17 protein-coding genes and 3 tRNA genes are annotated in these 21991 nt (G+C 65.0%); 14 read left to right on the top strand and 6 right to left on the bottom strand.

Annotated elements, in window-relative coordinates; genetic code table 11:
- The first annotated feature begins 1 nt into the window (after nucleotide 1).
- Both Q6D67_RS14375 and Q6D67_RS14380 read left to right on the top strand, forming a co-directional pair.
- A complete protein-coding gene (locus Q6D67_RS14375; protein ID WP_304706356.1) occupies nucleotides 2-994 on the top strand; it encodes a DUF58 domain-containing protein in 993 nt (330 codons plus the stop codon).
- Nucleotides 991-3009, top strand: coding sequence for a DUF3488 and transglutaminase-like domain-containing protein (locus Q6D67_RS14380; protein ID WP_304706357.1), 2019 nt, complete (start codon nucleotides 991-993; stop codon nucleotides 3007-3009). Before Q6D67_RS14375 ends, Q6D67_RS14380 begins: the two co-directional genes overlap by 4 nt.
- Here Q6D67_RS14380 and Q6D67_RS14385 read toward each other — a convergent pair.
- Together Q6D67_RS14385 and Q6D67_RS14390 are read right to left on the bottom strand one after the other, a co-directional pair.
- Nucleotides 3006-4289, bottom strand: coding sequence for a flavohemoglobin expression-modulating QEGLA motif protein (locus Q6D67_RS14385; RefSeq protein ID WP_304706358.1), 1284 nt, complete (start codon nucleotides 4287-4289; stop codon nucleotides 3006-3008). The genes Q6D67_RS14380 and Q6D67_RS14385 overlap by 4 nt on opposite strands.
- Nucleotides 4286-5500: a GNAT family N-acetyltransferase/peptidase C39 family protein gene (locus tag Q6D67_RS14390; protein ID WP_304706359.1), complete on the bottom strand. Its 1215-nt coding sequence runs from the start codon at nucleotides 5498-5500 to the stop codon at nucleotides 4286-4288. Before Q6D67_RS14390 ends, Q6D67_RS14385 begins: the two co-directional genes overlap by 4 nt.
- A gap of 270 nt (nucleotides 5501-5770) precedes the next feature.
- Between Q6D67_RS14390 and speA the strand changes: the two genes are divergently transcribed.
- From speA to Q6D67_RS14415, 5 genes are all read left to right on the top strand, one after another.
- On the top strand, nucleotides 5771-7696 hold the full coding sequence (gene speA / locus Q6D67_RS14395; RefSeq protein WP_304706360.1) for a biosynthetic arginine decarboxylase: 1926 nt from the start codon (nucleotides 5771-5773) through the stop codon (nucleotides 7694-7696).
- Nucleotides 7697-7723: 27 nt separating this feature from the next.
- Nucleotides 7724-8944, top strand: a complete 1221-nt coding sequence (locus Q6D67_RS14400) for a saccharopine dehydrogenase family protein (RefSeq protein WP_304706361.1) — start codon at nucleotides 7724-7726, stop codon at nucleotides 8942-8944.
- A 1-nt stretch (nucleotide 8945) separates the two neighbouring features.
- A complete protein-coding gene (gene nspC, locus Q6D67_RS14405; RefSeq protein ID WP_304706362.1) occupies nucleotides 8946-10136 on the top strand; it encodes a carboxynorspermidine decarboxylase in 1191 nt (396 codons plus the stop codon).
- A 276-nt stretch (nucleotides 10137-10412) separates the two neighbouring features.
- Nucleotides 10413-10826 (top strand): polymer-forming cytoskeletal protein, encoded by a 414-nt coding sequence (locus tag Q6D67_RS14410; RefSeq protein ID WP_304706363.1) that lies wholly within the window; start codon nucleotides 10413-10415, stop codon nucleotides 10824-10826.
- Nucleotides 10827-10875: 49 nt separating this feature from the next.
- Nucleotides 10876-11469: a hypothetical protein gene (locus Q6D67_RS14415; protein ID WP_304706364.1), complete on the top strand. Its 594-nt coding sequence runs from the start codon at nucleotides 10876-10878 to the stop codon at nucleotides 11467-11469.
- A 61-nt stretch (nucleotides 11470-11530) separates the two neighbouring features.
- On the opposite strand, the gene acnB is transcribed toward Q6D67_RS14415, so the two are convergent.
- Nucleotides 11531-14149, bottom strand: coding sequence for a bifunctional aconitate hydratase 2/2-methylisocitrate dehydratase (gene acnB, locus Q6D67_RS14420; protein WP_304706365.1), 2619 nt, complete (start codon nucleotides 14147-14149; stop codon nucleotides 11531-11533).
- Nucleotides 14150-14346: 197 nt separating this feature from the next.
- Here acnB and Q6D67_RS14425 point away from each other — a divergent pair, with 197 nt between their 5' ends.
- Nucleotides 14347-14817 (top strand): DUF1289 domain-containing protein, encoded by a 471-nt coding sequence (locus Q6D67_RS14425; RefSeq protein WP_304706366.1) that lies wholly within the window; start codon nucleotides 14347-14349, stop codon nucleotides 14815-14817.
- Nucleotides 14817-15455 (top strand): tRNA-(ms[2]io[6]A)-hydroxylase, encoded by a 639-nt coding sequence (locus tag Q6D67_RS14430; protein ID WP_304706367.1) that lies wholly within the window; start codon nucleotides 14817-14819, stop codon nucleotides 15453-15455. Before Q6D67_RS14425 ends, Q6D67_RS14430 begins: the two co-directional genes overlap by 1 nt.
- Nucleotides 15456-15533: 78 nt before the next feature.
- Here the strand turns inward: Q6D67_RS14430 and Q6D67_RS14435 are convergent, their stop codons facing one another.
- On the bottom strand, nucleotides 15534-16250 hold the full coding sequence (locus Q6D67_RS14435) for a UDP-2,3-diacylglucosamine diphosphatase (RefSeq protein ID WP_304706368.1): 717 nt from the start codon (nucleotides 16248-16250) through the stop codon (nucleotides 15534-15536).
- 16 nt (nucleotides 16251-16266) lie between these two features.
- Nucleotides 16267-16764 carry a peptidylprolyl isomerase gene (locus Q6D67_RS14440; protein ID WP_304706369.1) on the bottom strand — a complete coding sequence of 166 codons (498 nt, stop codon included), beginning with the start codon at nucleotides 16762-16764 and terminating at the stop codon, nucleotides 16267-16269.
- A 163-nt stretch (nucleotides 16765-16927) separates the two neighbouring features.
- Here Q6D67_RS14440 and Q6D67_RS14445 point away from each other — a divergent pair, with 163 nt between their 5' ends.
- Together Q6D67_RS14445 and cysS are read left to right on the top strand one after the other, a co-directional pair.
- Nucleotides 16928-18604 (top strand): glutamine--tRNA ligase/YqeY domain fusion protein, encoded by a 1677-nt coding sequence (locus tag Q6D67_RS14445; protein WP_304706370.1) that lies wholly within the window; start codon nucleotides 16928-16930, stop codon nucleotides 18602-18604.
- Nucleotides 18601-19977, top strand: a complete 1377-nt coding sequence (cysS, locus tag Q6D67_RS14450; protein WP_304706371.1) for a cysteine--tRNA ligase — start codon at nucleotides 18601-18603, stop codon at nucleotides 19975-19977. Before Q6D67_RS14445 ends, cysS begins: the two co-directional genes overlap by 4 nt.
- A gap of 55 nt (nucleotides 19978-20032) precedes the next feature.
- Here cysS and folD read toward each other — a convergent pair whose 3' ends face one another.
- Nucleotides 20033-20878: a bifunctional methylenetetrahydrofolate dehydrogenase/methenyltetrahydrofolate cyclohydrolase FolD gene (gene folD, locus Q6D67_RS14455; RefSeq protein ID WP_304706372.1), complete on the bottom strand. Its 846-nt coding sequence runs from the start codon at nucleotides 20876-20878 to the stop codon at nucleotides 20033-20035.
- Nucleotides 20879-21062: 184 nt separating this feature from the next.
- On the opposite strand from folD, the gene Q6D67_RS14460 reads away from it, so the two are divergent.
- The 3 genes from Q6D67_RS14460 to Q6D67_RS14470 all read left to right on the top strand — a co-directional run bounded on the left by Q6D67_RS14460 (nucleotide 21063) and on the right by Q6D67_RS14470 (nucleotide 21422).
- Nucleotides 21063-21139 (top strand) — tRNA-Pro (locus tag Q6D67_RS14460).
- 52 nt (nucleotides 21140-21191) lie between these two features.
- A tRNA-His gene (locus Q6D67_RS14465) sits at nucleotides 21192-21267 on the top strand.
- Between the two features lie 78 nt (nucleotides 21268-21345).
- A tRNA-Arg gene (locus tag Q6D67_RS14470) sits at nucleotides 21346-21422 on the top strand.
- The last annotated feature ends 569 nt before the right edge of the window (nucleotides 21423-21991 follow it).

The following is a 21991-nucleotide window of genomic DNA, read 5'->3' on the forward strand; positions in this document are numbered from 1 at the left end:
CATGGCCACTGCCCCCGAAGTGACAGGCCGCGCCACCAGCGCCCCGCGGGGTCGCTTTGGCCGCTGGCTGGAGCGGCGCATTCCGCCGGCGCGCTCGGTGACCCTGGATCAGCGCCGGATCTTCATCTTTCCCTCCCTGCCCGGCCTGTTCTTCTTCCTCCTGCTGCTGCTGATCCTGCTCACGGCGATCAACTACCAGAACAACATGGCCTACGCGGTGGCCTTCCTGCTTGCCACCCTGTTCGTGATCGCGATCCTGCACACCTACGCCAACCTGGCGGGTCTGACCCTGCACGCGGTGGCCGCCAGCGCCGCCTTCCCCGGGCAACAGAGCGAATTCACCCTGCGCCTGGAGCGCGGCCGGCGCGCCGCCCACTACGGCTTGCGCCTGGCCTGGCCCCGTGGCGGCGATGCCCGGGTCAGCCTGGTCGACCGCGACAGCGTCGAATTGCGCCTGTTTGTGCCGGTGGGGCAGCGCGGTTGGTATCACCCCGGGCGCCTGCTGCTGGAAAGCAGCTACCCGTTGGGCCTGCTGCGCTGCTGGACCTGGGTGGACCTGGATCTGCGGGCGCTGGTCTATCCCCAGCCGCTGGCCTCGCCGGAACTGCCGGGAGCGTCCAGCGACAGCCCCGAGGGTGCGGCGGTGGCCGTCTCCGGCAGCGATGATTTCTACGGTTTCCGGGAATACCGGCGCGGGGACTCCCTGCGCCAGGTGCACTGGAAGGGCCTGGCCAAGGGGCAGGCCCTGCAGAGCAAACACTACGCCGCGTATACCGATCGCAGTGCCTGGCTGGACTGGGACGCCTTCCCCGGCCTGCCGCTGGAGCAGCGTCTGTCCCACCTGTGCCACTGGGCGCTGCTGTTCGAGCGCGGCGACGAGGACTACGGCCTGCGCCTGCCGGGCACGCAAATTGCGCCCGCCCGCGGCGAGGCGCAGCTGGAGCGGGTACTGACCGCGCTGGCGCTGTTCGGTGCCGGGGGCCAGGGCACGTGAAAGCTGCCGTGGGCGCCGCCAGCCTGATTCCCCGCAATGCCCTGGTGTGGATCATCCTCAGCCAGTTCGCCCTGCTGCTGCCCCATCTGGGGCGCCTGCCGGTGTGGGTGGTGCTGGTCTACCTCTCGACCGCGGTCTGGCGCCTGCTGGCATATCAGGGGCGCGTGTCCTTTCCCGGGCGCTGGGCCCGGGTCGGCCTGATTGGCGCCGGTTTCGCCGCCATTTTCCTCAGCTACGGCAACCTGCTGGGTCTGGAGCCGACGGTGGCCCTGCTGCTGACCGCCTTTGCGCTGAAACTGCTGGAGCTGGTCAAGCGCAAGGATGCCTACGTCCTGATCTTTCTCGGCTACTTTATTTGCGTTACCGCGTTCCTGTTCACCCAGGATATTCTGCTGGTGCTGTACTCGCTGTTTACCCTGTTGCTGGTGACCACCGCTCTGGTAGCGCTGCACCGGCCCGGCGAGCACCGCTTCCGGGTCGACACCCTGCGCCTGCCGGCGCTGATGCTGGCCCAGGCGTTTCCGCTGATGCTGGTGCTGTTCTTCCTGTTCCCGCGCATCGGGCCCCTGTGGACGGTGCCGGTGAAAAGCCACGCCGCCAGGACCGGGGTCAGCGACTTCATGAAGCCCGGTGATATTTCCAGTCTGAGCCAGTCCGACGAAGTTGCCTTCCGGGCAGAGTTCGAGGGGGACATCCCGCCGCGCTCGGAGCTGTACTGGCGCGGGCTGGTGTTCAGCGTGCTGGATGACGGCGCCTGGCGCAGCCTGCGCTATCACGAGCTGCCGGGGGCAGAAATGCGGCAGCAGGCAACGGAGCCGGCGGGACCGGAGCTGTCCTATTCGGTGCTGATGATGCCCACCCAGCAGAACTGGCTCTACAGCCTGCGCTACGCGCGCGCGCGGCAGTCGGGGGTGATCCCCACCCCCGACTTTCGCCTGTTCTCACCGGTGGAAATAGAGGATCAGCTGCGCTACCGGGTGAGCAGCTGGCCACAGACGCCGCTGGAAACCGAGCTGTCCGACTGGCGGCGCAGCACGGAGCTGGTCCTGCCGGCTACGGGCAACCCGCGCAGCCGCGAGTTGGCCGCGGAACTCCACGCCGCCAGCACCAGCGACGCGGCGTTTGTCGATGCGGTGCTGGCGCATTTCAATCGCGAGAACTTTGTCTATACCTTGCAGCCGCCACTGCTGAGCGGCCCGGACCCGATGGACCAGTTCCTGTTCCAGAGCCGGCGCGGCTTCTGCGAGCACTATGCCTACGCCTTCACCCTGATGATGCGCGCCGCCGGGGTGCCGGCGCGGGTGGTGGCGGGCTACCAGGGCGGAGAGATCAATCCGGTCAACGGCACCGTGATTGTGCATCAGTTTGACGCCCACGCCTGGTCTGAAGTGTGGCTGGAGGGGCAGGGCTGGGTGCGGGTGGACCCGACCGGTGCGGTGTCTCCGGATCGCATTGAGCTGGGGCTGGAGCAGGCGCTGGCCGGTGAGGGCAGCTTCCTCGCCAACTCGCCCCTGTCGCCCCTGCGCTACCGCAGTGTGAACTGGGTCAACATGCTCAGGCTGCGCTACGACGCCCTGACCTACCGCTGGCAGAGCTGGGTGGTGGGCTTCAACAGTGAGGAGCAATACAGTCTGCTGCAGGACCTGTTCGGCTCGGTGCGGGCCCAGACCTTTGTCATCATTGTGCTCGCCAGCGGCGCGCTGGTGCTGGTGCCCGTGGCCTGGCTGCTGCTGGGGCGGCACCGGCGCCGGCCGCTGGATCCCGCGCAGCAACTGTACCTGGCATTCTGTGCCCGGCTGGTGCGGCGCGGACTGGCCCGCGAGCGCGGCGAGGGCCCGCGGGCTTTCTGTCAGCGGGTGGCGCATGCGGACCCGGCGCTGGGGCGCTGGGCGCGGGACTTCACCGAAGGGTTCGAGCAGCTGGCCTATACCGGTAGCGCCGCGGGCGGCAGCGCGCGCCAGCAGCAGCTGCGCAACCTGCGCCAGCAGCTGCAGCGCATGCCGGGTACTTCCTAGAGCAGGGCGCCGTAATCCGCCTGCAGCTGGTCGAAGTTCAGCGAGGCGATAAAGCGCGAGAAACTCATCCAGGTCGCCAGGCCCTGCAGGTCGGCAAAGTGCGGTGGCACGAAGCGAGGCGCCTCGACCACACCCTCATCAATGAGCTGGCGCCAGGTCTGGATGTCCTCCAGGGTGATCTTGCCGCAGAACAGTACCGGCAGGCTGTCCAGGCGGCCCTCGCTCATGGCGAGACGGAGGAAGTTGTAGGTCTGGACAAAGCCGCGCATGTAGGCGAGGTCCTTGGTGAAGGGCTTGCCCTCCGGGGTACTGCCGCGGAACACCCGCATGGCGATGCTCCAGGCGTCGTCCTCGCTCATGCCGTGGTCGCGCAGATACTGGAACACGTCGACGAAACTGGCGCCTTCCTCGGCCAGGGTCACCGCCCGAACCCGGTTGATCAGCCGGTACAGGCGCGAGGGGCTGGAGCGCAGGGTGAGGATTTCGGTCAGTACCGCGAGGCCCTCCTGGGTGGTGGTGGCCGCGGGCGTGCCCTTGCCGAGGAAGGTGCAGGCTGGCTGGGCGCCGCCGTTCAGGGTGGTGCCGAGGTGCACCCAGCCCTCGTGCACTTCCAGCACGTCGATGTCCAGGCGGTTGAAGCGGGCATCGCTGCGGATCTTCAGGTAGTCGGAACCGGCGGCGGCATCCGCGGTCATCTGGTCGTTGAGCAGGACCCGGATGCCGGCGTCGGGAAACACCTGCAGCAGGCGCTGGTTGAGCATCTCCACCGCCTGTTCCGCGGGAATATCCTTGGGCGCTTCCTGCATGGAGCGGTTCTGCAGCAGGTTGGTGAGGGTGCCCTCCATCACCGTGCCCAGGTCCGCCAGGGTGGGGTCGCCGGCGTGAAACACGTCAGTGGCGGAGCCGTACAGGTCCACCGAGATGGTGCCGAAATCGGGCTCGCCGCGCGCTTCCAGCATCTGTACCACGCTGCGATACTCCCGGCACATGCGGCGCATGATCTGGGCCAGGGGGTTCAGTTGCCCGAGCTTGCGCGCGATGTCGCGCTCGATGTCCTGGAATTCCGCCCGCTTGGCGGCGGGGTCGAAGTCCAGGGGGTTTTTCTCGCGATAGTAATCGCGGTCAATCTGCGGCAGTTCGCGGCAGCCGCGGGCAAAAAAATCCCTGCGCACCGCGCCGCTCCACTTGATGGCGTCGAGAATGCGGATCGGGCGCTGGGCCAGCACCATGCGCTCGGACAGCTCACGCACCAGGGCGAGGTAGTTCGGGTCGGCGCTCACGACTTCTTCTTCCTCCTCCGCTTCGCCGGCTGCACCACGACTACCGCCCGCAGACGGCTGCCGCCGAAGCGGTGCATGGCGGCAAAGTCGGCGCGGGCAATGGGCAGGTGCTGGCAATCCAGCGGCGCCTTGTTGGCGTCGCGGGCCGCATTCGGGGTGCCGAGATCATCCAGCTCCGGGTCGTGCACATACAGGCAGCTGTCATCGTAGCCGGACAGCACCACCCAGTGCGGCGCCTTCTTGCTGTCGAGGCGGTAGGTGGAGATCAGAATCAGGATATTGGCGCCGGCATCGAACAGCTCCACCAGCTGCTGCTGATCGATGTCCTGATAATGGACGGGGATATCGCGGCGGTCGCACTGCACCACAAAGGCGTCGTGGACCAGGCTCATGACCCGTTTCTTGTTCTCGTCGCGCACGCCCTCCAGAAACAGGGGGCCCACGGCGTTGATCCAGACTTCGCTGCGGAAGCCCCGCGCGCTGGCGGCCAGGGCCAGCCCCAGGGGGTGGCAGCCGCCGTGGCCGGAGGTCATGAAGATGGTGGTGGCCTGGCGCCAGATCTCGATCTCTTCCAGCGGCGTCGGCTCGTAGCTGCTGTCCAGCCCGGCCATGGCCATCATCAGCGCCGCGGGACCGCAGGTGAAGGGAGTGGTCTGGGCCAGCCAGGGTATGCAATGGGAGTCGCCGCCGGGCTCGTAGGGGCGGATACACTTCTCCATCCGCAGGGCATCGCCGTGGTCTTCGTAGTAGTCGTGGTAGAGGCCGAACTGGGTGTAGCCCAGCTGCCGGTAGAGCGCAATCGCGGCGCTGTTGGTGCTCGCCACTTCCAGGCGCAGGTACAGGGCGCCGGTGGCGCGGGTATCGCGCTCGGCCTGTTGCAGCAGGCGCCGCGCCAGGCCCAGGCCCTGGTAGTCCGGCGCCACTGCCAGCGAGTAGAGGCGGGCCAGCCGGGTGCCCTGGCGCAGCAGCACCAGGCTGTAGCCCGCCAGATGCGCGCCATCCCGGGCCACCAGGAACACGCAGTCATCCCGCCGCAGCCAGCGCTTGAAGCTGCGTCGGGACAGGCGGTCGTTGCTGAAACAGGCGGTTTCGATCGCCAGTAGTGCGTCGAGGTCCGCCGGTAGAGCCCGCTCTATGCTGATTTCGGGGTTGATCTCGGCAGGGTGCTCGGCCCGGGCTGGGGCTGTCTGTTTGGCGCTCTGGACAGGCATGGGTTATCCATCGGGGTAATCCCTGTAATATAGTGCCTGGGACGGGCGACTGTCATGGGCCGTGGTGGCGCAGGTTGAAAACTACCAAACTGGCGCGTTAGTCTGTTGCGCGCTGCTGGCCGCCGGGATTTAGCGCTTGCGTTTGCGCCGCAGCGGCCTAAAATCGGCGCCGTTTCCACTACCCAAACGACCAATGCCAGTTGCCAGCAATAGCTGCACCTGAGGATGCCAAAAGCCTCTGCGTGCCATTGAACTGAACACGGGAGGATCATGACAGACTCAGCACAGCCCGCAGCGGGCTGGAGCGCCGCCGACAGTGCCGAGCTCTACGGCATAAACGCCTGGGGCGCCGGATACTACAGCATCGCCGACAACGGCCACGCCCAGGTGACGATCAACCCCGGCGAGGGCGACGTCAGCGTCTCCCTGATGGATATCGTCGCCGGCATGCGCGCGCGCAACCTGGAAATGCCAGCGGTGCTGCGGATCCGCAATGTGCTGGACCACCGCATCAAGGTGCTCAATAGAGCCTTTGCCGACGCCATCGCCAGTGGCGGCTACACCAATGTCTACCGCGGCGTATTCCCGATCAAGGTCAACCAGCAGTGCCACGTGATCGAGGAGATCGCCGATTACGGCACCCGCTTCCACCACGGTTTTGAAGCCGGCAGCAAGGCCGAACTGACCATCGCCCTGAGTCAGCTGCGGGACATTGAAAGCCTGGTGGTCTGCAATGGCTACAAGGACTCCGAGTTTATCGACCTGGGCCTGTACGCCCGGCGCATGGGCTATCCCTGCTTTTTCGTGCTGGAATCGGTGAGCGAGCTGCGCATGATCATCGAGCGCAGCCGGGCCCTGGACGTGGAGCCGCTGATCGGCGTGCGCATGAAGAGCTCGGTAAAAGTCGACGGCCACTGGAGCCAGGACAGCGGCGACCGCTCCATCTTCGGTTTGTCCACGCCCGCGCTGATCACCGTGGTCGACGAACTGCGTGAAGCGGGCATGCTGCACTGTCTGCAGATGCTGCACTGCCACCTGGGCTCCCAGGTGCCCAACATCCGCAACGTCCGCAACGGCGTTCTGGAAGCCTGCCGCTTCTATGCCGGGCTGGTGGAGGAGGGCGCCGCCATGGGCTACCTCGACCTCGGCGGCGGCCTGGCGGTGGACTACGAGGGTGCCCGCACCAACAGCACCCACTCGATGAACTACCAGCTGGAAGAATACTGCGTCAACATTGTCGAGAGTATTCGCGAGACCTTTGACCCGCTGGACATTCCGCACCCGGTGATTGTCACCGAATCCGGCCGCGCCACCGTGGCCTATTCCTCCATGCTGTTGTTCAACGTGCTGGACGTGCGCACCTGGGAACCGCAGCACATCCCCGAGGTGCTGCCGGAAGGCTGCAATGACACCCTGCGCAATATCCGTGAAGTGCTGGATGTGGTGGGGCGCGAGAATTTCCAGGAGTGCTACAACGACGCCCTGTTTTATCGCGATGAGATCCGCGAGATGTTCCAGCACGGGCAGGCCACCCTGCGCGAGCGCGCCCTGGCCGATGACATCTGCCTGGCGGTGCTGCAGCGCATCGTGGTCCTGCTGCCGGGAATGACGCGGGTGCCGCCGGAGCTGGAGAACCTGCCCGAGCTGCTGTCGGATATCTACTACTGCAACTTCAGCCTGTTCCAGTCGCTGCCGGACATCTGGGCCATCGACCAGCTGTTTCCGATCATGCCCCTGCACCGGCTGCAGGAAGAGCCCAGCCGCCGCGGCATGCTCGCGGACCTCACCTGCGACTGCGACGGCAAGATCGACAAGTTCTCCCTGCCCGCGGGCACCAGCAGCACCCTGCCGCTGCACGGCCTGCGCGAGGACGAAGACTATATCCTGGGGGTGTTCCTGGTGGGGGCCTACCAGGAAACCCTGGGCGACCTGCACAACCTGTTTGGCGACACCAACGTGGTCAATGTTACGGTCAATTCGGACGGCAGCTTCGACTTCGCCCGCGAGTTCCACGGCGACAGCATTGCCGATGTGCTCAGCTACGTTGAGTACGAGCCCAAGCACATGCAGGAGCAGTTCCGCCGGGTGGCAGAGAACGCGGTGCGCAGCGGCCGTATTTCCGTGGCCGAGCGCCAGGAAATCCTGCGCGCCTTCCGCGACAGCCTGCAGGGCTATACCTATTTCGAGCACCACTGAACCCGTTAGCAGCAAAGGAGCACTGACATGTCCAAAGTGATGATTATCGGCGCCGGCGGCGTCGGCGGCGTGGTCGCGCACAAGTGTGCACAGCTGACGGAAGTGTTCAGCGAGATCGTGCTGGCCAGCCGTACCGAAGCCAAATGCAAGGCCATTGCCGCCCAGGTCTCGCGGCCGATCCGCACCGCGCAGGTGGATGCAGACAACGTCGATGAGCTCACCGCTCTGCTCAAGGCCGAGCAGCCGGAGCTGGTGATCAACGTGGCGCTGCCGTACCAGGATCTCAGCATCATGGACGCTTGCCTGGCGGCGGGCGTGCACTATCTGGACACGGCCAACTACGAGCCGCAGGACACCGCCAAGTTCGAGTACCACTGGCAGTGGGCCTACCAGGACAGGTTCCGCGACGCCGGCCTGACCGCAATCCTGGGCAGCGGCTTTGACCCGGGCGCCACCAACATCTTCACCGCGTATCTCGCCAAGCACTATTTCGACGAGATCAGCGAGCTGGACATCATCGACGTCAACGGCGGCGACCACGGCTACCCCTTCGCCACCAACTTCAATCCCGAGATCAATATCCGCGAAGTCAGCGCCGACTGCCGGCACTGGGAGAATGGTGAGTTTGTCACCACGCCGCCCATGTCCAAGCAGGCGCGCTTCGAGTGCCCGGAGAACGTCGGCGCCTACAACATCTATCGCATGTACCACGAGGAGCTGGAATCCCTGAGCAAGAATTTCCCCGGGCTCAAGCGCGCCCAGTTCTGGATGAGCTTCTCGGAGAACTACCTCACGCACCTGGAAGTGCTGCGCAACGTGGGTATGACCGGTATCGAGCCGGTGGACTACCAGGGCCACCAGATCGTGCCGATCCAGTTCCTGGCGTCGCTGCTGCCGGACCCCTCCACCCTGGGTCCGCGCACCAAGGGCAAGACCTGTATCGGCTGCGTGGTGCGCGGGACCAAGGACGGCAAGGAGCGGGTGATGTACCTGTACAACATCTCCGATCACCAGGAATGCTTCCGCGAGGTGCAGTCCCAGGCGATCTCCTACACCACCGGGGTGCCGGCGGTAATCGGCGCCAAGATGATTCTCGAGGGCCATTGGCGCGAGCCCGGGGTGTGGAACGTCGAACAGCGCGACCCGGATCCCTTCATGGCGGACATGAACCAGTATGGCCTGCCCTGGACTGTGGTGGAGCTGGATCCCGCCTTCCACCTCGACGTGGTCAAGGGCCAGGATATCTAGAGTGCAGATCTTCCAGTTCACGGATTTCAGCAAGCTGGACCTCGCGCGCCTGCCGTCCCCCTGCTATGTGGTGGACGAGGTGGCGGTGGAGCGCAACCTGGCGATTCTCCGGCAGGTGGCCGATGCCAGCGGGGCCAGGGTGCTGGCGGCGTTGAAGGCATTCTCCTGCTGGCGCCTGGGGGACCTGACAGCGAGCTACCTGCACGGCAGCTGCGCCAGCGGCCTGCATGAGGCGCGGCTGGGCCACGACTACTATCGCGGTCCGGAGCAGGCGGGTGAAGTGCACGTGTTCGGCGCCGGCTACCACGAGGCGGACCTGCGCGAGATCCTGCAGATAGCCCACCATGTGGTGTTCAACAGCTGCGCCCAGTGGGTCCGCTTCCGGCCCCTGTGCCAGGCGGCCCAGCGCGCGCGCCCGGAGCTGCGCTTCGGCCTGCGCATCAACCCGGAACACTCCGAGGGCGATGTGCCCATCTACGACCCCTGCGCGCCGGGCTCGCGCCTGGGGATTCCGCGCTCGCAACTCGATGTCAGCACCCTGGAGGGGATTACCGGGCTGCACTTCCACACCCTCTGCGAGCACGACTTTCCGCCCCTGCAGCGCACCCTGGCGGCGGTGGAGGAAAAATTCGGCGACCTGCTGCCGCAGATGGACTGGGTCAATTTCGGCGGCGGCCACCACATTACCCGCCCCGGTTACCAGATCGACGACCTGGTTGCCTGTATCCGCGACTTTGCCAGCCGCCACCGGGTGCAGGTGTACCTGGAGCCGGGGGAGGCGGTGGCCATCGGTACCGGCGTGCTGGTGACCGAGGTGCTGGACCTGACCTGGAACGCGCTGGACCAGGCCATTCTCGACTGCTCCGCCACCTGCCACATGCCCGACACCCTGGAGATGCCCTACCGGCCCGAACTGCTGGGTGGGGGAGAGGCCGGGGAACTGGGCCACACCTACCGCCTGGGCGGGCTTACCTGCCTCGCCGGCGACGTCATTGGCGACTACAGCTTCCCCGCGCCGCTGCAGATCGGCCAGCGGCTGGTGTTCCGGGACATGGCCCACTACACCATGGTCAAGACCAGTACCTTCAACGGCACCCGGCTGCCGGCCATCGTGCTCTGGAACTCCGCCACCGATACCCTGGAAACCGTGCGTGAATTCGGCTACGACGATTTCCGCACCCGCCTGAGCTGAACAACGCCAAAACGGACCTGACCCTTTAACTTTGGGAAACTTAAAGGGTCAGGTCCGTTTTGGCGGATAAGTCCAGATACTCCGAATTGATCACTTTCACACTCCCCATGGCCCTGCTACGATTGCCCACCCCCACACCTATGAGGTGGCGATCCGATGTTTGATCGAAACAGGAACAAACCGCCGGCCGAGCCGCCGGCACCCGAACCGGTCGCCGCGCCGCGCGCGCCCGCAGACCAGAGTACGCCGCAACCTGCCGCCACGAGGAACACTGCGATGATTGGACCGAGCATTCATATCAAGGGCACCGTCAGCGGTGGCGAAGACCTCCTGATCCAGGGCAAGGTAGAGGGCACCATAGACCTCGGCGACCACGAAGTGTCGGTCGGTCAGTCCGGCAAGGTGACCGCGGACATCAAGGCCAAGATCGTGAAGATCGAGGGCGAAGTGGCCGGCGACGTGACCGGCAGCGAAAAGGTTGTCATCGCCAAATCCGGCAGAGTCCGGGGCAATATTATTGCGCCGCGGGTGACCCTGGAGGATGGTGCCATCTTCAAAGGCAGTATCGACATGGATCCGGGCGACACTCGCACCGACGTCCAGACGGCGGCCCCCAAAGCCGAGAAGCCCGTCGCCGCTGCCGCGCCCGCGGGCAACCAGAAACCAGGGCTGGATCAGAAACACGGTTGAGCCCCATGCGTCAGTCGCCCCCCGGGCTGGCGCTGCGCCGGCCTGAATTGTGAGCCCGCAGCCTCAGGTTTCGCAGCTGCTGCCGTCGGTATTGCAGCATGTCGTCGAGGGGCAGCGGGTAACGGTACTGGACGTGGGCCCGGCGCTGCCGGAGACGGTAGCGTTCTTTTCCGCTGTGCCCTGCACCCTGCATATCGCGGATCTGTTCAGTGCGCTGCCGCTGACGCCGGAAGACGATGGCCCGAGTTACATCGAGCAGTTCAGGAAACTGCTGCCCTTGCCGGCGGCCACCCGCTTCGACATTTGCCTGTTCTGGGATCTGTTCAATTATCTGCCGGTGGCCGCCGCCAGCGCCCTGCTTGAGGTACTGCACCCGCATCTGCACGCCGATACCCGCGGCCACGCCTTCGGCGTGCACAAGCGCGGCACGCCGGAGGATTCACGGATTCACGGGATTCTCAACGCTGACACCCTGACCCTGCGGTCGCGGCGGCAGCTCCTGCCGGGCTACGCGCCGATGCCCCAGGCCCAGTTGCAGACAGTGCTGGCCGACTTCCGCTTTGAGCGCAGTGTGCTCTTGGCGGACAGCCGGCTGGAATTCTTGCTGGGCATGAGGCAAGAAAAACGGGAAAAACGGACCTGACCCTTTAGATTTTGCAAATCTAAAGGGTCAGGTCCGTTATCAGCGGGTCCGTTGTCAGCGCTCAGGCGGCGCTGACGACGTCGACCTGCACCGCGGCGATGCGCTTGCCTTCCTCGGCGCTGTGCTGGAACTCCACAATCTGGTCGAAGTTCATGTAGCGGTAGATCTCCGCGGACATGGCGTCCAGCTTGCTGGCGAACTGCAGGTATTCCTCCGGTGTCGGCAGCTTGCCCAGGATCGCCCCCACCGCCGCCAGTTCCGCCGAGGTCAGGTAGACGTTGGCGCCGTCGCCCAGGCGGTTGGGAAAGTTGCGGGTCGAGGTCGAGAGCACCGTGCTGTTCGCTGCCACCCGGGCCTGGTTGCCCATGCACAGGGAGCAGCCGGGCATCTCGGTGCGGGCGCCGGCGGCGCCGAAGATATTGTAGTAACCTTCTTCCATCAGCAGGTGCTGGTCCATCCGGGTGGGGGGTGAAATCCACAGACGGGTGGAGAGGTTGCCCTTGTGCTGGTCCAGCAGCTTGCCGGCGGCGCGGAAGTGGCCGATGTTGGTCATGCAGCTGCCGATAAAGACCTCGTCGACCTTGTCGCCGGCGACGGCGGAGAGCAGGCGGGCGTCGTCCGGGTCGTTCGGGGCGCAGACGATCGGCTCCTGCACTTGCGCCAGGTCGATCTCGATCACCGCCGCGTACTCGGCATCGGCGTCGGCCTGCATCAGGCTGGGCTGGTCCAGCCACTGTTCCATCTTGCGGGCGCGGCGCTCGAGGGTGCGCGGGTCACCGTAGCCCTCGGCGATCATCGCCCGCAGCAGAACCACGTTGGAGCGCAGATACTCGGCAATGGTGTCCTCGTCCAGGGCGATGGTGCAGCCGGCGGCCGAACGCTCGGCGGAGGCATCCGACAGCTCGAAGGCCTGCTCTACCGTGAGACCCGAAAGCCCCTCGATCTCCAGGATGCGGCCGGAGAAGATGTTCTTCTTGCCCTTCTTTTCCACCGTCAACAGGCCCTGTTGGATAGCGTAGTAGGGGATGGCGTGGACCAGGTCGCGCAGGGTGATGCCGGGCTGCATCTTGCCCTTGAAGCGCACCAGCACGGATTCCGGCATGTCCAGCGGCATCACGCCGGTGGCGGCGGCGAAGGCCACCAGGCCCGAACCCGCGGGGAAAGAAATCCCCATCGGGAAGCGGGTGTGGCTGTCGCCGCCGGTGCCGACCGTGTCGGGCAGCAGCATGCGGTTCAGCCAGCTGTGGATGATGCCGTCGCCCGGGCGCAGGGATACGCCACCGCGGGTCATGATGAAGTCGGGCAGGCTGTGCTGGGTGTCTATGTCCACCGGCTTGGGGTAGGCCGCGGTGTGGCAGAAAGACTGCATCACCAGGTCGGTGGAGAAGCCCAGGCATGCCAGGTCCTTGAGCTCGTCCCGGGTCATCGGGCCGGTGGTGTCCTGGGAGCCGACCGTGGTCATGCGCGGCTCGCAATAGGTACCGGGGCGCACGCCGTCGACGCCGCAGGCGCGGCCGACCATCTTCTGCCCGAGGGTGAAGCCCTTGCCGGTGTCGCCGGGCACTTCCGGGGTGCGGAACAGGCTGGAGTGGGGCAGGCCCAGGGCTTCGCGGGCCCGGGTGGTGAGGCCACGGCCGATGATCAGGTTGATGCGGCCACCCGCGCGAACCTCGTCCAGCAGCACATCGGACTTGAGGGCAAACTCGGACAGCACCGCGCCGTCCTCGGCGAGGATCTTGCCGTCATAGGGGCGCACTTCGATCACGTCGCCCATATTCAGGTCGTCGACCGGGGCTTCAAATACCAGCGCGCCCGCGTCCTCCATGGTGTTGTAGAAGATCGGCGCCACCTTGCCGCCGATGCAGATGCCGCCGCCCTTCTTGTTGGGCACGCCGGGCATTTCGTCACCAAAGAACCACAGCACCGAGTTGGTGGCAGACTTGCGCGAAGAGCCGGTGCCGACCACGTCGCCGACGAAGGCCACCGGCAGACCCTTGGCCTGCAGCTCGGCGATCTGCTGCATGGGGCCGGTGACGCCGGGTTCTGCCGGGGTCAGGCCGTCGCGGGTCATCTTGTACATGGCCAGCGCGTGCAGGGGGATGTCCGGCCGCGACCAGGCGTCGGGAGCGGGGGAGAGGTCATCGGTGTTGGTTTCGCCGGTGACCTTGAACACGGACACCTTGATCGATTCAGGAACTTCCGGGCGGCTGGTGAACCACTCGCCCTCGGCCCAGGATTCCAGTACCGCCTTTGCATTCGCGTTGCCGCCCTTGGCCAGTTCTTCCACGTCGTGGAAGGCGTCGAACACCAGCAGGGTGTGCTTGAGCTCGGTAGCCGCCAGGGTGCCCAATTCGGCATTGGTCAGCAGGCCCACCAGGGTTTCGATGTTGTAGCCGCCGTGCATGTTGCCCAGCAGCTTGACCGCGGCGGCGCGATCGATCAGCGGGCACTCGGCCTCACCCTTGGCCACTGCCGACAGGAAGCCTGCCTTGACGTAGGCGGCCTCGTCCACGCCCGGGGGCACGCGGGTGGTAATGAGATCCAGCAGGAAGTCTTCTTCGCCGGCGGGGGGGGTCTTGAGAAGCTCTACCAGGGAGGCAACCTGTTCGGCGCTCAGGGGCTTGGGCGGAATGTTCAGGGCGGCCCTTTCGGCCACGTGTTCGCGATAGGCTTCTAGCACAGTAAAGCTCCTTGTTGCAGTGACGGGTGGCCCTGCGGGCAGGCCTGTTGGCTGCCTCCGGTGCCGTGGAAATCGGTGCGGCATTGTAGCCCAGCGGGGGTGCAAGATAAATCGGCTGCACGCTTATACCGTGCATTCAGGCGGGCTATGACTTACACTTTCAGGCCGTAAATGGCCCCGTTTTCTCGCACCAGACTATGCTCAAACCCGTCGTCAAGACACCCTGTATCGGCGTCTGCTCCACCGGCATCGGCGACGCCGTGTGCCGCGGCTGCAAGCGCTTCAGCCACGAAGTGATCCACTGGAATGGCTATACGCACGAGCAGAAGGCGGCGATCGACGGGCGCCTGGCCGATTTCCTCTCGCGCTGCGTCAGCAACAAGCTGGCGGTAGTCGACCAAGCTTTGCTGCTGTGGCAGCTGCAGGTGCAGCAGCTGCGCTTCAACACCGAGCACGACGAGTACTGCCAGGTTTTCAGCCTGCTCAAGGCGGGCGCCGGGCAGATCACCCGAACGGAAGACTTCGGATTCACCGTGCATGCCGAATACCGCGACTTGAGTTTGCCGCAGCTGCGCGTCCTGATCGACCAGGAGTTCTATATCCTCTCGGAAGCCCACTACGACCGCTACATGCGCACCCCGGACCTGTTCGCCGGGGACGCCCGCTGATGCAGTTTCATACCCTGCTGGCGCCGGTGCGCGCCTTTCTGCCCTGTGCCACGCCACCGGCCTGGGTAGCCTGGGCGCTGGAAAACCCGGAACTGCTGCTGGTGGACCACGCCAACTGCGAGAAGAAAGCCGCCTCCACCGCGCTCAACCTGATGTACCGCTACGTCGACCAGCCGCGCCTGCTGCACAAGCTGTCGCGTCTGGCCCGGGAGGAGCTGCGCCATTTCGAGCAGGTGTTTGGCCTGATGCAGAAACGCGGTGTCGGTTATCCCCAGCTGTCCGCCTCGCGCTATGCCGGGGAGCTGCGCAAGCAGGTGCGGGGCAATGAGCCCGGGCGGCTGGTGGATACCCTGCTGGTGGGCGCCCTGATCGAGGCCCGCTCCTGCGAGCGCTTCGCGGCGCTGATCCCGGTGCTGGATCCGGAGCTGGCGGACTTCTACAGCTCCCTGCTGAAATCCGAGGCGCGCCATTTCGAAGACTACCTGGGCTTGGCGGCGGCCCTGGCGCCAGCGGCGGAGATCGCCGAACGGCTGGCGGTGCTGCGCGCTCACGAAGCAGAGCTGATCCAGAGTGTCGATACCGAGTTCCGCTTCCACAGCGGCGTTCGCCCCCAACATAAAGGGTCAGGTCCTTCATAAAGTGGACCTGACCCTTTATATTTGCCGAGGCGGCGGCTGCGGCGTTACTTCAGGTATAATCTGGAAAAAAACATCAAGCTATTGTTTTATATCGAAATCCACCAAATCAAAGTTGTTCGGCGTGACCTCAAGATACCAGCCCTTCTGATCCCAGTCCCCGAGCACCCAGCGGGTACCCGCGGCGTGATCGTGGCGGGCCGGGCGATGGGTGTGGCCGTGGATCATTTGCCGGACCTCGTGGTCCAGGAAAGCGCGCTCCACTTCCTCCGGGGTCACGTCCATGATGTCCTCGGCCTTGTTGCTGGTGGCCTCGCGGCTGCGATTGCGCAGCTCCCGCGCCAGGACCCGGCGCTCTTCCAGGGATCGGGCCAGCAGTTCCGCCTGCCAGGCCTTGGTGCGGGTGGTTTTGCGAAAGGCCTGGTATTCCGTGTCGCGGGTGCAGAGGCTGTCGCCATGCAGCAGCAGGGTCGGCTTGCTGTAGAGATTCACCACGCTGGGATCCCGCAGCAGCTTGCCACCGACGCGCTGGCAGAATTGCTTGCCGAGGAGGAAATCCCGGTTGCCCTGCATCAGGTACAGGCGCGGACCGGCGGCGCTGAATCGTTGCAGCATTTCCGCCACCTCCCGCAACAGCGGCGAGTCGTCGTCGTCACCAATCCAGACTTCAAACAGGTCCCCGAGGATATACAGAGCGTCGCAGTCCTGGTGTTCCAGCAGGAACCGGCGCAGGGCCCGGACGGTACCCGGGCGAGTCGCCTCCAGATGCAGGTCGGAGATGAAGTAGGTCGCGGGCACTGCGGCGGCCGCTGCTTCAGTCCTCGATAATTTCGACAGTTTCGATGATGACCGGGTCTACCGGCACATCCTGGTGACCGTTGCGGCTGGTGGTGGGGAGCCCGCGGATCTTGTTCAGGACCTCCTCGCCGGCGGTAACCTTGCCGAACACCGCGTAGCCCCAGCCCTGTGCGTTCTTGCCGCTGTGGTTGAGGAAATCGTTGTCCTTCACATTGATGAAGAACTGCGCCGTGGCGGAGTGCGGATCCATGGTGCGAGCCATGGCGACGGTACCGAAAACGTTCTTGAGACCGTTGTCCGCCTCGTTGGTGATCGGTTCGCCGGCGGGCTTCTGTTTCATGGCGGTGTCGAAGCCGCCGCCCTGGATCATGAAATTGTCGATGACCCGGTGGAAAATGGTGCCGTCGTAGTACCCCTCGCGGGCATACTTGAGGAAGTTGGCCACGGTGGCGGGGGCCTTGTCAGCGTCCAGGGTCAAGGTGATGTCGCCGAAGGTTGTTTTGATGATTACCATTGTTGGAGTCGCCGCTGTCGAAAAGAGAGCGTAATGATACGGGCTTTTGCCAGCCAGTAAAACACAGCGTGCGCGACAACTGCCTGTGCAGATGCCGCAAAGTCCTGTAAGGGCTCCTCCGCAGGCAGTATAATGCGCCGTTTTTGGAGCCGAACCAGACCGCATGGACATCAAGCCCGCCAACAACTTCCTCCAGACCCTGATCGCCGACGATCTCGCCGCCGGCCGCGTGCAGGAGGTGGTCACCCGGTTCCCGCCGGAGCCGAATGGCTACCTGCACGTGGGCCACGCCAAGTCCATCTGCCTGAACTTCGGCCTGGCGGAGCGCTTCGGCGGCCGCTGCAACCTGCGCTTTGACGACACCAACCCGGAGAAGGAGAGCCAGGAGTTCATTGAATCGATCCAGGCGGACGTGCGCTGGCTGGGCTATGAGTGGGCGGGGGAGGTGCGCTATGCCTCCAGCTACTTCCAGCAGTTCTATGACTGGGCGCAGCACCTGGTGCGCAATGGGTGCGCCTATGTCTGCGATCTCACCGCCGAGCAGGCCCGGGAACACCGCGGCACCCTGACTGAGCCCGGGCGCAACAGCCCCTTCCGGGCGCGCAGCGTCGAGGAAAATCTGGACTTGCTGGCGCGGATGAAGGCGGGCGAGTTTGCCGAGGGCAGCAAGGTCCTGCGGGCCAAAATCGATATGGCCGCGCCCAACATGAACCTGCGCGACCCCATTCTCTACCGCATCCGCAAGGCCGCCCACCACCAGACCGGCAGCGACTGGGTGATCTACCCCACCTATGATTTCGCTCACGGCCAGGAGGATGCGATCGAGGGCGTCACCCACTCCATCTGCACCCTGGAGTTCGAGGATCACCGGCCCCTGTACGACTGGTTTATCGAACATCTGCCGGTGCCGTCGCGGCCGCGCCAGTATGAGTTCGGGCGTCTGAACCTGAACTACACCGTCACCAGCAAGCGCAAGCTCAAGCAGCTGGTGGACGAGGGCGTGGTCGACGGCTGGGACGACCCGCGCATGCCCACCATCGCCGGCATGCGCCGCCGCGGCTTTACCCCCGCCGCCATCCGCACCTTCTGCGACATGATCGGTGTCACCCGCAGCGATGGGGTGGTGGACGTAGCAATGCTCGAGCACGCCATCCGCGACGAGCGCAATGAAAACGCGCCCCGGGCCCTGTGCGTGCTGAACCCGCTGAAGCTGGTGCTGACGGATCTGGCGGCGGACCATCGGCAACTGCTGAGCGCCCCCGCGCACCCCGGCCGCGAGGACCTGGGCAGCCGCGAGCTGCCGTTCACCCGCGAGCTGTACATCGATGCCGACGACTTCCGCGAAGAGGCCAACAAGAAATACAAGCGCCTGGTGCTGGGCAAGCGGGTGCGGCTGCGCAACGCCTGCGTGGTCGAGGCCACGGACGTGGTGAAGGACGCCGCCGGTAACATCACCGAAGTGCACGCGGTGACCATTGCCGACACCTTCGGCGAGGACCCCGCAGACGGCATCAAGCCCAAGGGCGTGATTCAGTGGGTGTCTGCCAGAGCCGGCCGCCGGGCCACCGTGCGCCTGTACGACCGCCTGTTTACCCACGAAGCGCCGGATCGCGGCGACAACGCGTTTATGGATTTTCTCAATCCCGACTCGCTGCGGGTGGTGGAGAATGCCTGGATTGAACCGTCGCTGGCGGACGCCGCACCCGAGCAGGGTTTCCAGTTCGAGCGCGAGGGTTACTTCGTCGCCGACCGCTACCAGCACACGCCGGAGCAGCCGGTGTTCAACCGCACCATCGGCCTGCGCGATACCTGGAACGCGGGCGGCGGTGACCAGGCATGAGCATTACCGTTTACAACACCCTGAGCGCGCGCAAGGAGCCTTTCGAGCCGCTGGCGCCGGACAGCGTCACCATGTATGTCTGTGGCCCCACGGTTTATAACCTGGCCCACATCGGCAATGCCCGCCCGGTGGTGGTGTTCGACGTGCTGTTCCGGCTGTTGCAGACCCAGTACGGCAAGGTCGTCTACGCCCGCAATATCACCGACGTCGACGACAAGATCATCGCCGCCGCCCGGGAAACCGGCCGCGGCATCGATGAGGTCACCGCCGAGTTCACCGCCAAATACCGGGAGGACATGGCCGCCCTGAACGCGCTGCCGCCGACCCTGGAGCCCCACGCCACCCACAATATCGAGGCCATGATCGCGCTCACCCAGACCCTGATCGAGAAGGGCCATGCCTACGAGAGCCAGCGCCACGTGTTGTTCGCGGTGGAGTCCATGCCCGACTACGGGCGCCTGTCCAAGCGCTCGCTGGATGACATGCTGGCCGGGGCGCGGGTGGAAGTGGCGGACTACAAGCGCCATCCGGGGGATTTCGTGCTGTGGAAGCCGGCGGCGGCCGAGGACCCGGGCTGGGAAAGCCCCTGGGGCCGGGGCCGACCGGGCTGGCACCTGGAGTGCTCGGCCATGATCCGCGCCCATCTGGGGGAGACCATCGACATCCACGGCGGCGGCCGCGACCTGATCTTTCCGCACCACGAGAACGAGATCGCCCAGAGCCGCTGCGCCCATGGCGGCGACTACGTGCGCTACTGGATGCACAACGCCTACCTGGATATCGACGGCGAGAAGATGTCGAAGTCCCTGGGCAATTTCCGCACCGTGCGCGAACTGCTGGGCCACTACCGCGGCGAAGTACTGCGCTTTGCGCTGCTGTCGGCGCATTACCGCTCGCCGCTGAACTTCTCCGCGGAACTGCTGGACCAGGCCGAGGCCACCCTGGCCGCGTTCTACAACACCCTGCGCGCGCTAGAGGAGGTGCCGGCGGCTGGCGAGGTCGCGCTGGCCGAGGAGTCGTTCTATCGGGCCCTGGAGGACGATCTCAACACGCCGCTGGCGATCGCCGAACTGCACGCCCTGGCCAAGCAGCTGCACAAGGCAGCGGATGCGGAAAAGCCGCTGCTCAAGGCCCGGCTGCTGGCGGCCGGGAAGCTGCTGGGGATTCTGCAACAGGCCCCGGACGAGTGGCTGCAGGGCGGAGCGGGGGAAGAGGGCATTGACGCCGAGGCCATTGACGCGCTGATCAATGAGCGCCAACAGGCCAAGGCGGACAAGCACTACGCCCGCGCCGACGCGATACGCGCCGAGCTGCTGGCGGCCGGGGTTGAGCTGGAGGATTCCCGCGAAGGAACGCGCTGGCGCCGAATTTAAAATGGACCTGACCCTTTAAGTTTTAAGAAAACTTAAAGGGTCAGGTCCATTTTTCCTAGCCCAGAGACTTCTCGCCAGACATGACGCTCTGCAGGATCAGGGTATTGATGGTCATGGGGCCGACGCCACCGGGCACGGGGGTATAGGCACTGGCCTTTTCCGCCAGCGGCTCAAGCTCGATATCGCCCACGCCACCGGGATGGTAGCCCGCATCCACCACCACCGCGCCGGGCTTGACCCACTCGGCCTTGATGAATTCCGGCCTGCCCACGGCCCCCACCAGAATATCCGCCTGCGCCACCAGGCCCGGCAGGTCGCGGGTGCGGGAATGGCAGATGGTGACCGTGGCGTTCTTCTGCAGCAGCATCATTGCCATCGGCTTGCCGAGGATGGGGCTGCGGCCCACGACCACCGCGTGCTTGCCCTCAATGTCGATACCATAGTGTTCCAGGATGCGCATGATGCCCTGGGGTGTGGCGCAGCCGTAGGCGTCCTCGCCCATGGCCATGCGGCCAAAGCCCAGGCAGGTCACGCCGTCGACATCCTTCTCCAGGGCGATGGCATCGAAACAGGCACGCTCGTCGATCTGCTCCGGCACCGGGTGCTGCAGCAGGATGCCATGCACATCCGGGTTGGCATTGAGCTCCTGGATCTTCGCCAGCAGGGTCTCGGTGGTGGTGCTGGTGGGCAATTCCACCGCCAGCGATTCCATGCCCACGCGGCGGCAGGCATTGCCCTTCATTCTCACATAGGTCGCGGAGGCGGGGTCATCGCCGACCAGGATAGTGGCGAGGATAGGGGTCTTGCCCCCGGATCTGACCTTGAGCTGCTCGACTCGTGCAAGCAGGTCGGCCTCGGTTTGGGCTGCGAGGGTCTTGCCGTCCAGAACCAGTGCTGACATGGGATATTTTCCTGTGGTGGCGGGTTGCTGAGGGCGCGTATTGTCCCACGCAGCCCCCGCAAATGGGAGGGGCGCGGCGGCGGAAACTGGGCTAAAATCCGTAATACGGCGTTGACGCCCCGGTGGGGGCTGAGTATGATGCGCCTCCTGAAAACGGCTGTTTCAAGGCAGTGTTCAGGATCATCGGGGTATAGCGCAGTCTGGTAGCGCGCCTGCTTTGGGAGCAGGATGTCGGGAGTTCGAATCTCTCTACCCCGACCAACTATTGGCCACAGCTGTCAGGTTGGTAGCATAGTTTTCAGACCATACAGTGGTGGCCGTAGCTCACCTGGTAGAGCACCGGATTGTGACTCCGGAGGTAGCGGGTTCAAGACCCGTCGGCCACCCCATTTTCAGGTTGTTTGTCTTCACGGCGTTCTGCCAACAGGTTCACTAATGCTCTCTCGGTGATACAATCACCGCGTTCCGGGGGTATAGCTCAGTTGGATAGAGCAACGGCCTTCTAAGCCGTAGGTCGAGGGTTCGAATCCTTCTGCCCCCGCCACTAAGCGATTGAAAATAAAGAATAAATCGGGCATCGCGCCCATAGTTTCAGCCAGGGTGCAGTCCCGTAAGTGCAGAGTAAGTGCAGCGGGCCTCGGCCAGTAGCCGCACACTGACCCACTGCCTGCGCCCAGGTACAACACCACCATCCTGCCCCGACGCCTTTTTAGGGGTGGGAAAACTCCGCATGGCCGCATGCCCTTTTTATGGACACGCAAAAGTCAATCCATGCCGGGGGCGGGGTTCCGCTGCCGGTGATCCAGGTAAACAACAACCGCCATTCCGGCATCCTGTATCTAGCGGCTAAACACGCCTCTGCGCCCGCGCATGGTCAAAGCCCAGCCAGGACCCGCCAGCACGCGCTAGAAGGCACTCTCACGGCTGAACAGGCTTACAGGGTGGCAAGGGTGTGCCCTCGGCATGTTGGTCTGTAAAGGTCGCCTGTAGCGGGCACCAGTGGTCGCTCCCTGATCTACACGCTAAACTCAGCCCGTGCAACCACTCGACACAGACAAGCCAGCCAGGGTGCGCCAGGAGGCGCAGGAAGCCGTTTGCAGGGCATTGCGGGAG

Origin of the sequence: Haliea sp. E1-2-M8 (genome assembly GCF_030649675.1) — a bacterium.
GTDB lineage: Bacteria > Pseudomonadota > Gammaproteobacteria > Pseudomonadales > Halieaceae > Haliea.

Coding starts and splice junctions, on each gene's coding strand:
- Q6D67_RS14375 (WP_304706356.1), top strand. CDS start 2: ATGGCCACTGCCCCCGAAGTGACAGGCCGCGCCACCAGCGCCCCGCGG.
- Q6D67_RS14390 (WP_304706359.1), bottom strand. CDS start 5,500: ATGCCTGTCCAGAGCGCCAAACAGACAGCCCCAGCCCGGGCCGAGCAC.
- speA (WP_304706360.1), top strand. CDS start 5,771: ATGACAGACTCAGCACAGCCCGCAGCGGGCTGGAGCGCCGCCGACAGT.
- Q6D67_RS14400 (WP_304706361.1), top strand. CDS start 7,724: ATGTCCAAAGTGATGATTATCGGCGCCGGCGGCGTCGGCGGCGTGGTC.
- Q6D67_RS14410 (WP_304706363.1), top strand. CDS start 10,413: ATGATTGGACCGAGCATTCATATCAAGGGCACCGTCAGCGGTGGCGAA.
- Q6D67_RS14425 (WP_304706366.1), top strand. CDS start 14,347: ATGCTCAAACCCGTCGTCAAGACACCCTGTATCGGCGTCTGCTCCACC.
- Q6D67_RS14430 (WP_304706367.1), top strand. CDS start 14,817: ATGCAGTTTCATACCCTGCTGGCGCCGGTGCGCGCCTTTCTGCCCTGT.
- Q6D67_RS14440 (WP_304706369.1), bottom strand. CDS start 16,764: ATGGTAATCATCAAAACAACCTTCGGCGACATCACCTTGACCCTGGAC.
- Q6D67_RS14445 (WP_304706370.1), top strand. CDS start 16,928: ATGGACATCAAGCCCGCCAACAACTTCCTCCAGACCCTGATCGCCGAC.
- cysS (WP_304706371.1), top strand. CDS start 18,601: ATGAGCATTACCGTTTACAACACCCTGAGCGCGCGCAAGGAGCCTTTC.
- folD (WP_304706372.1), bottom strand. CDS start 20,878: ATGTCAGCACTGGTTCTGGACGGCAAGACCCTCGCAGCCCAAACCGAG.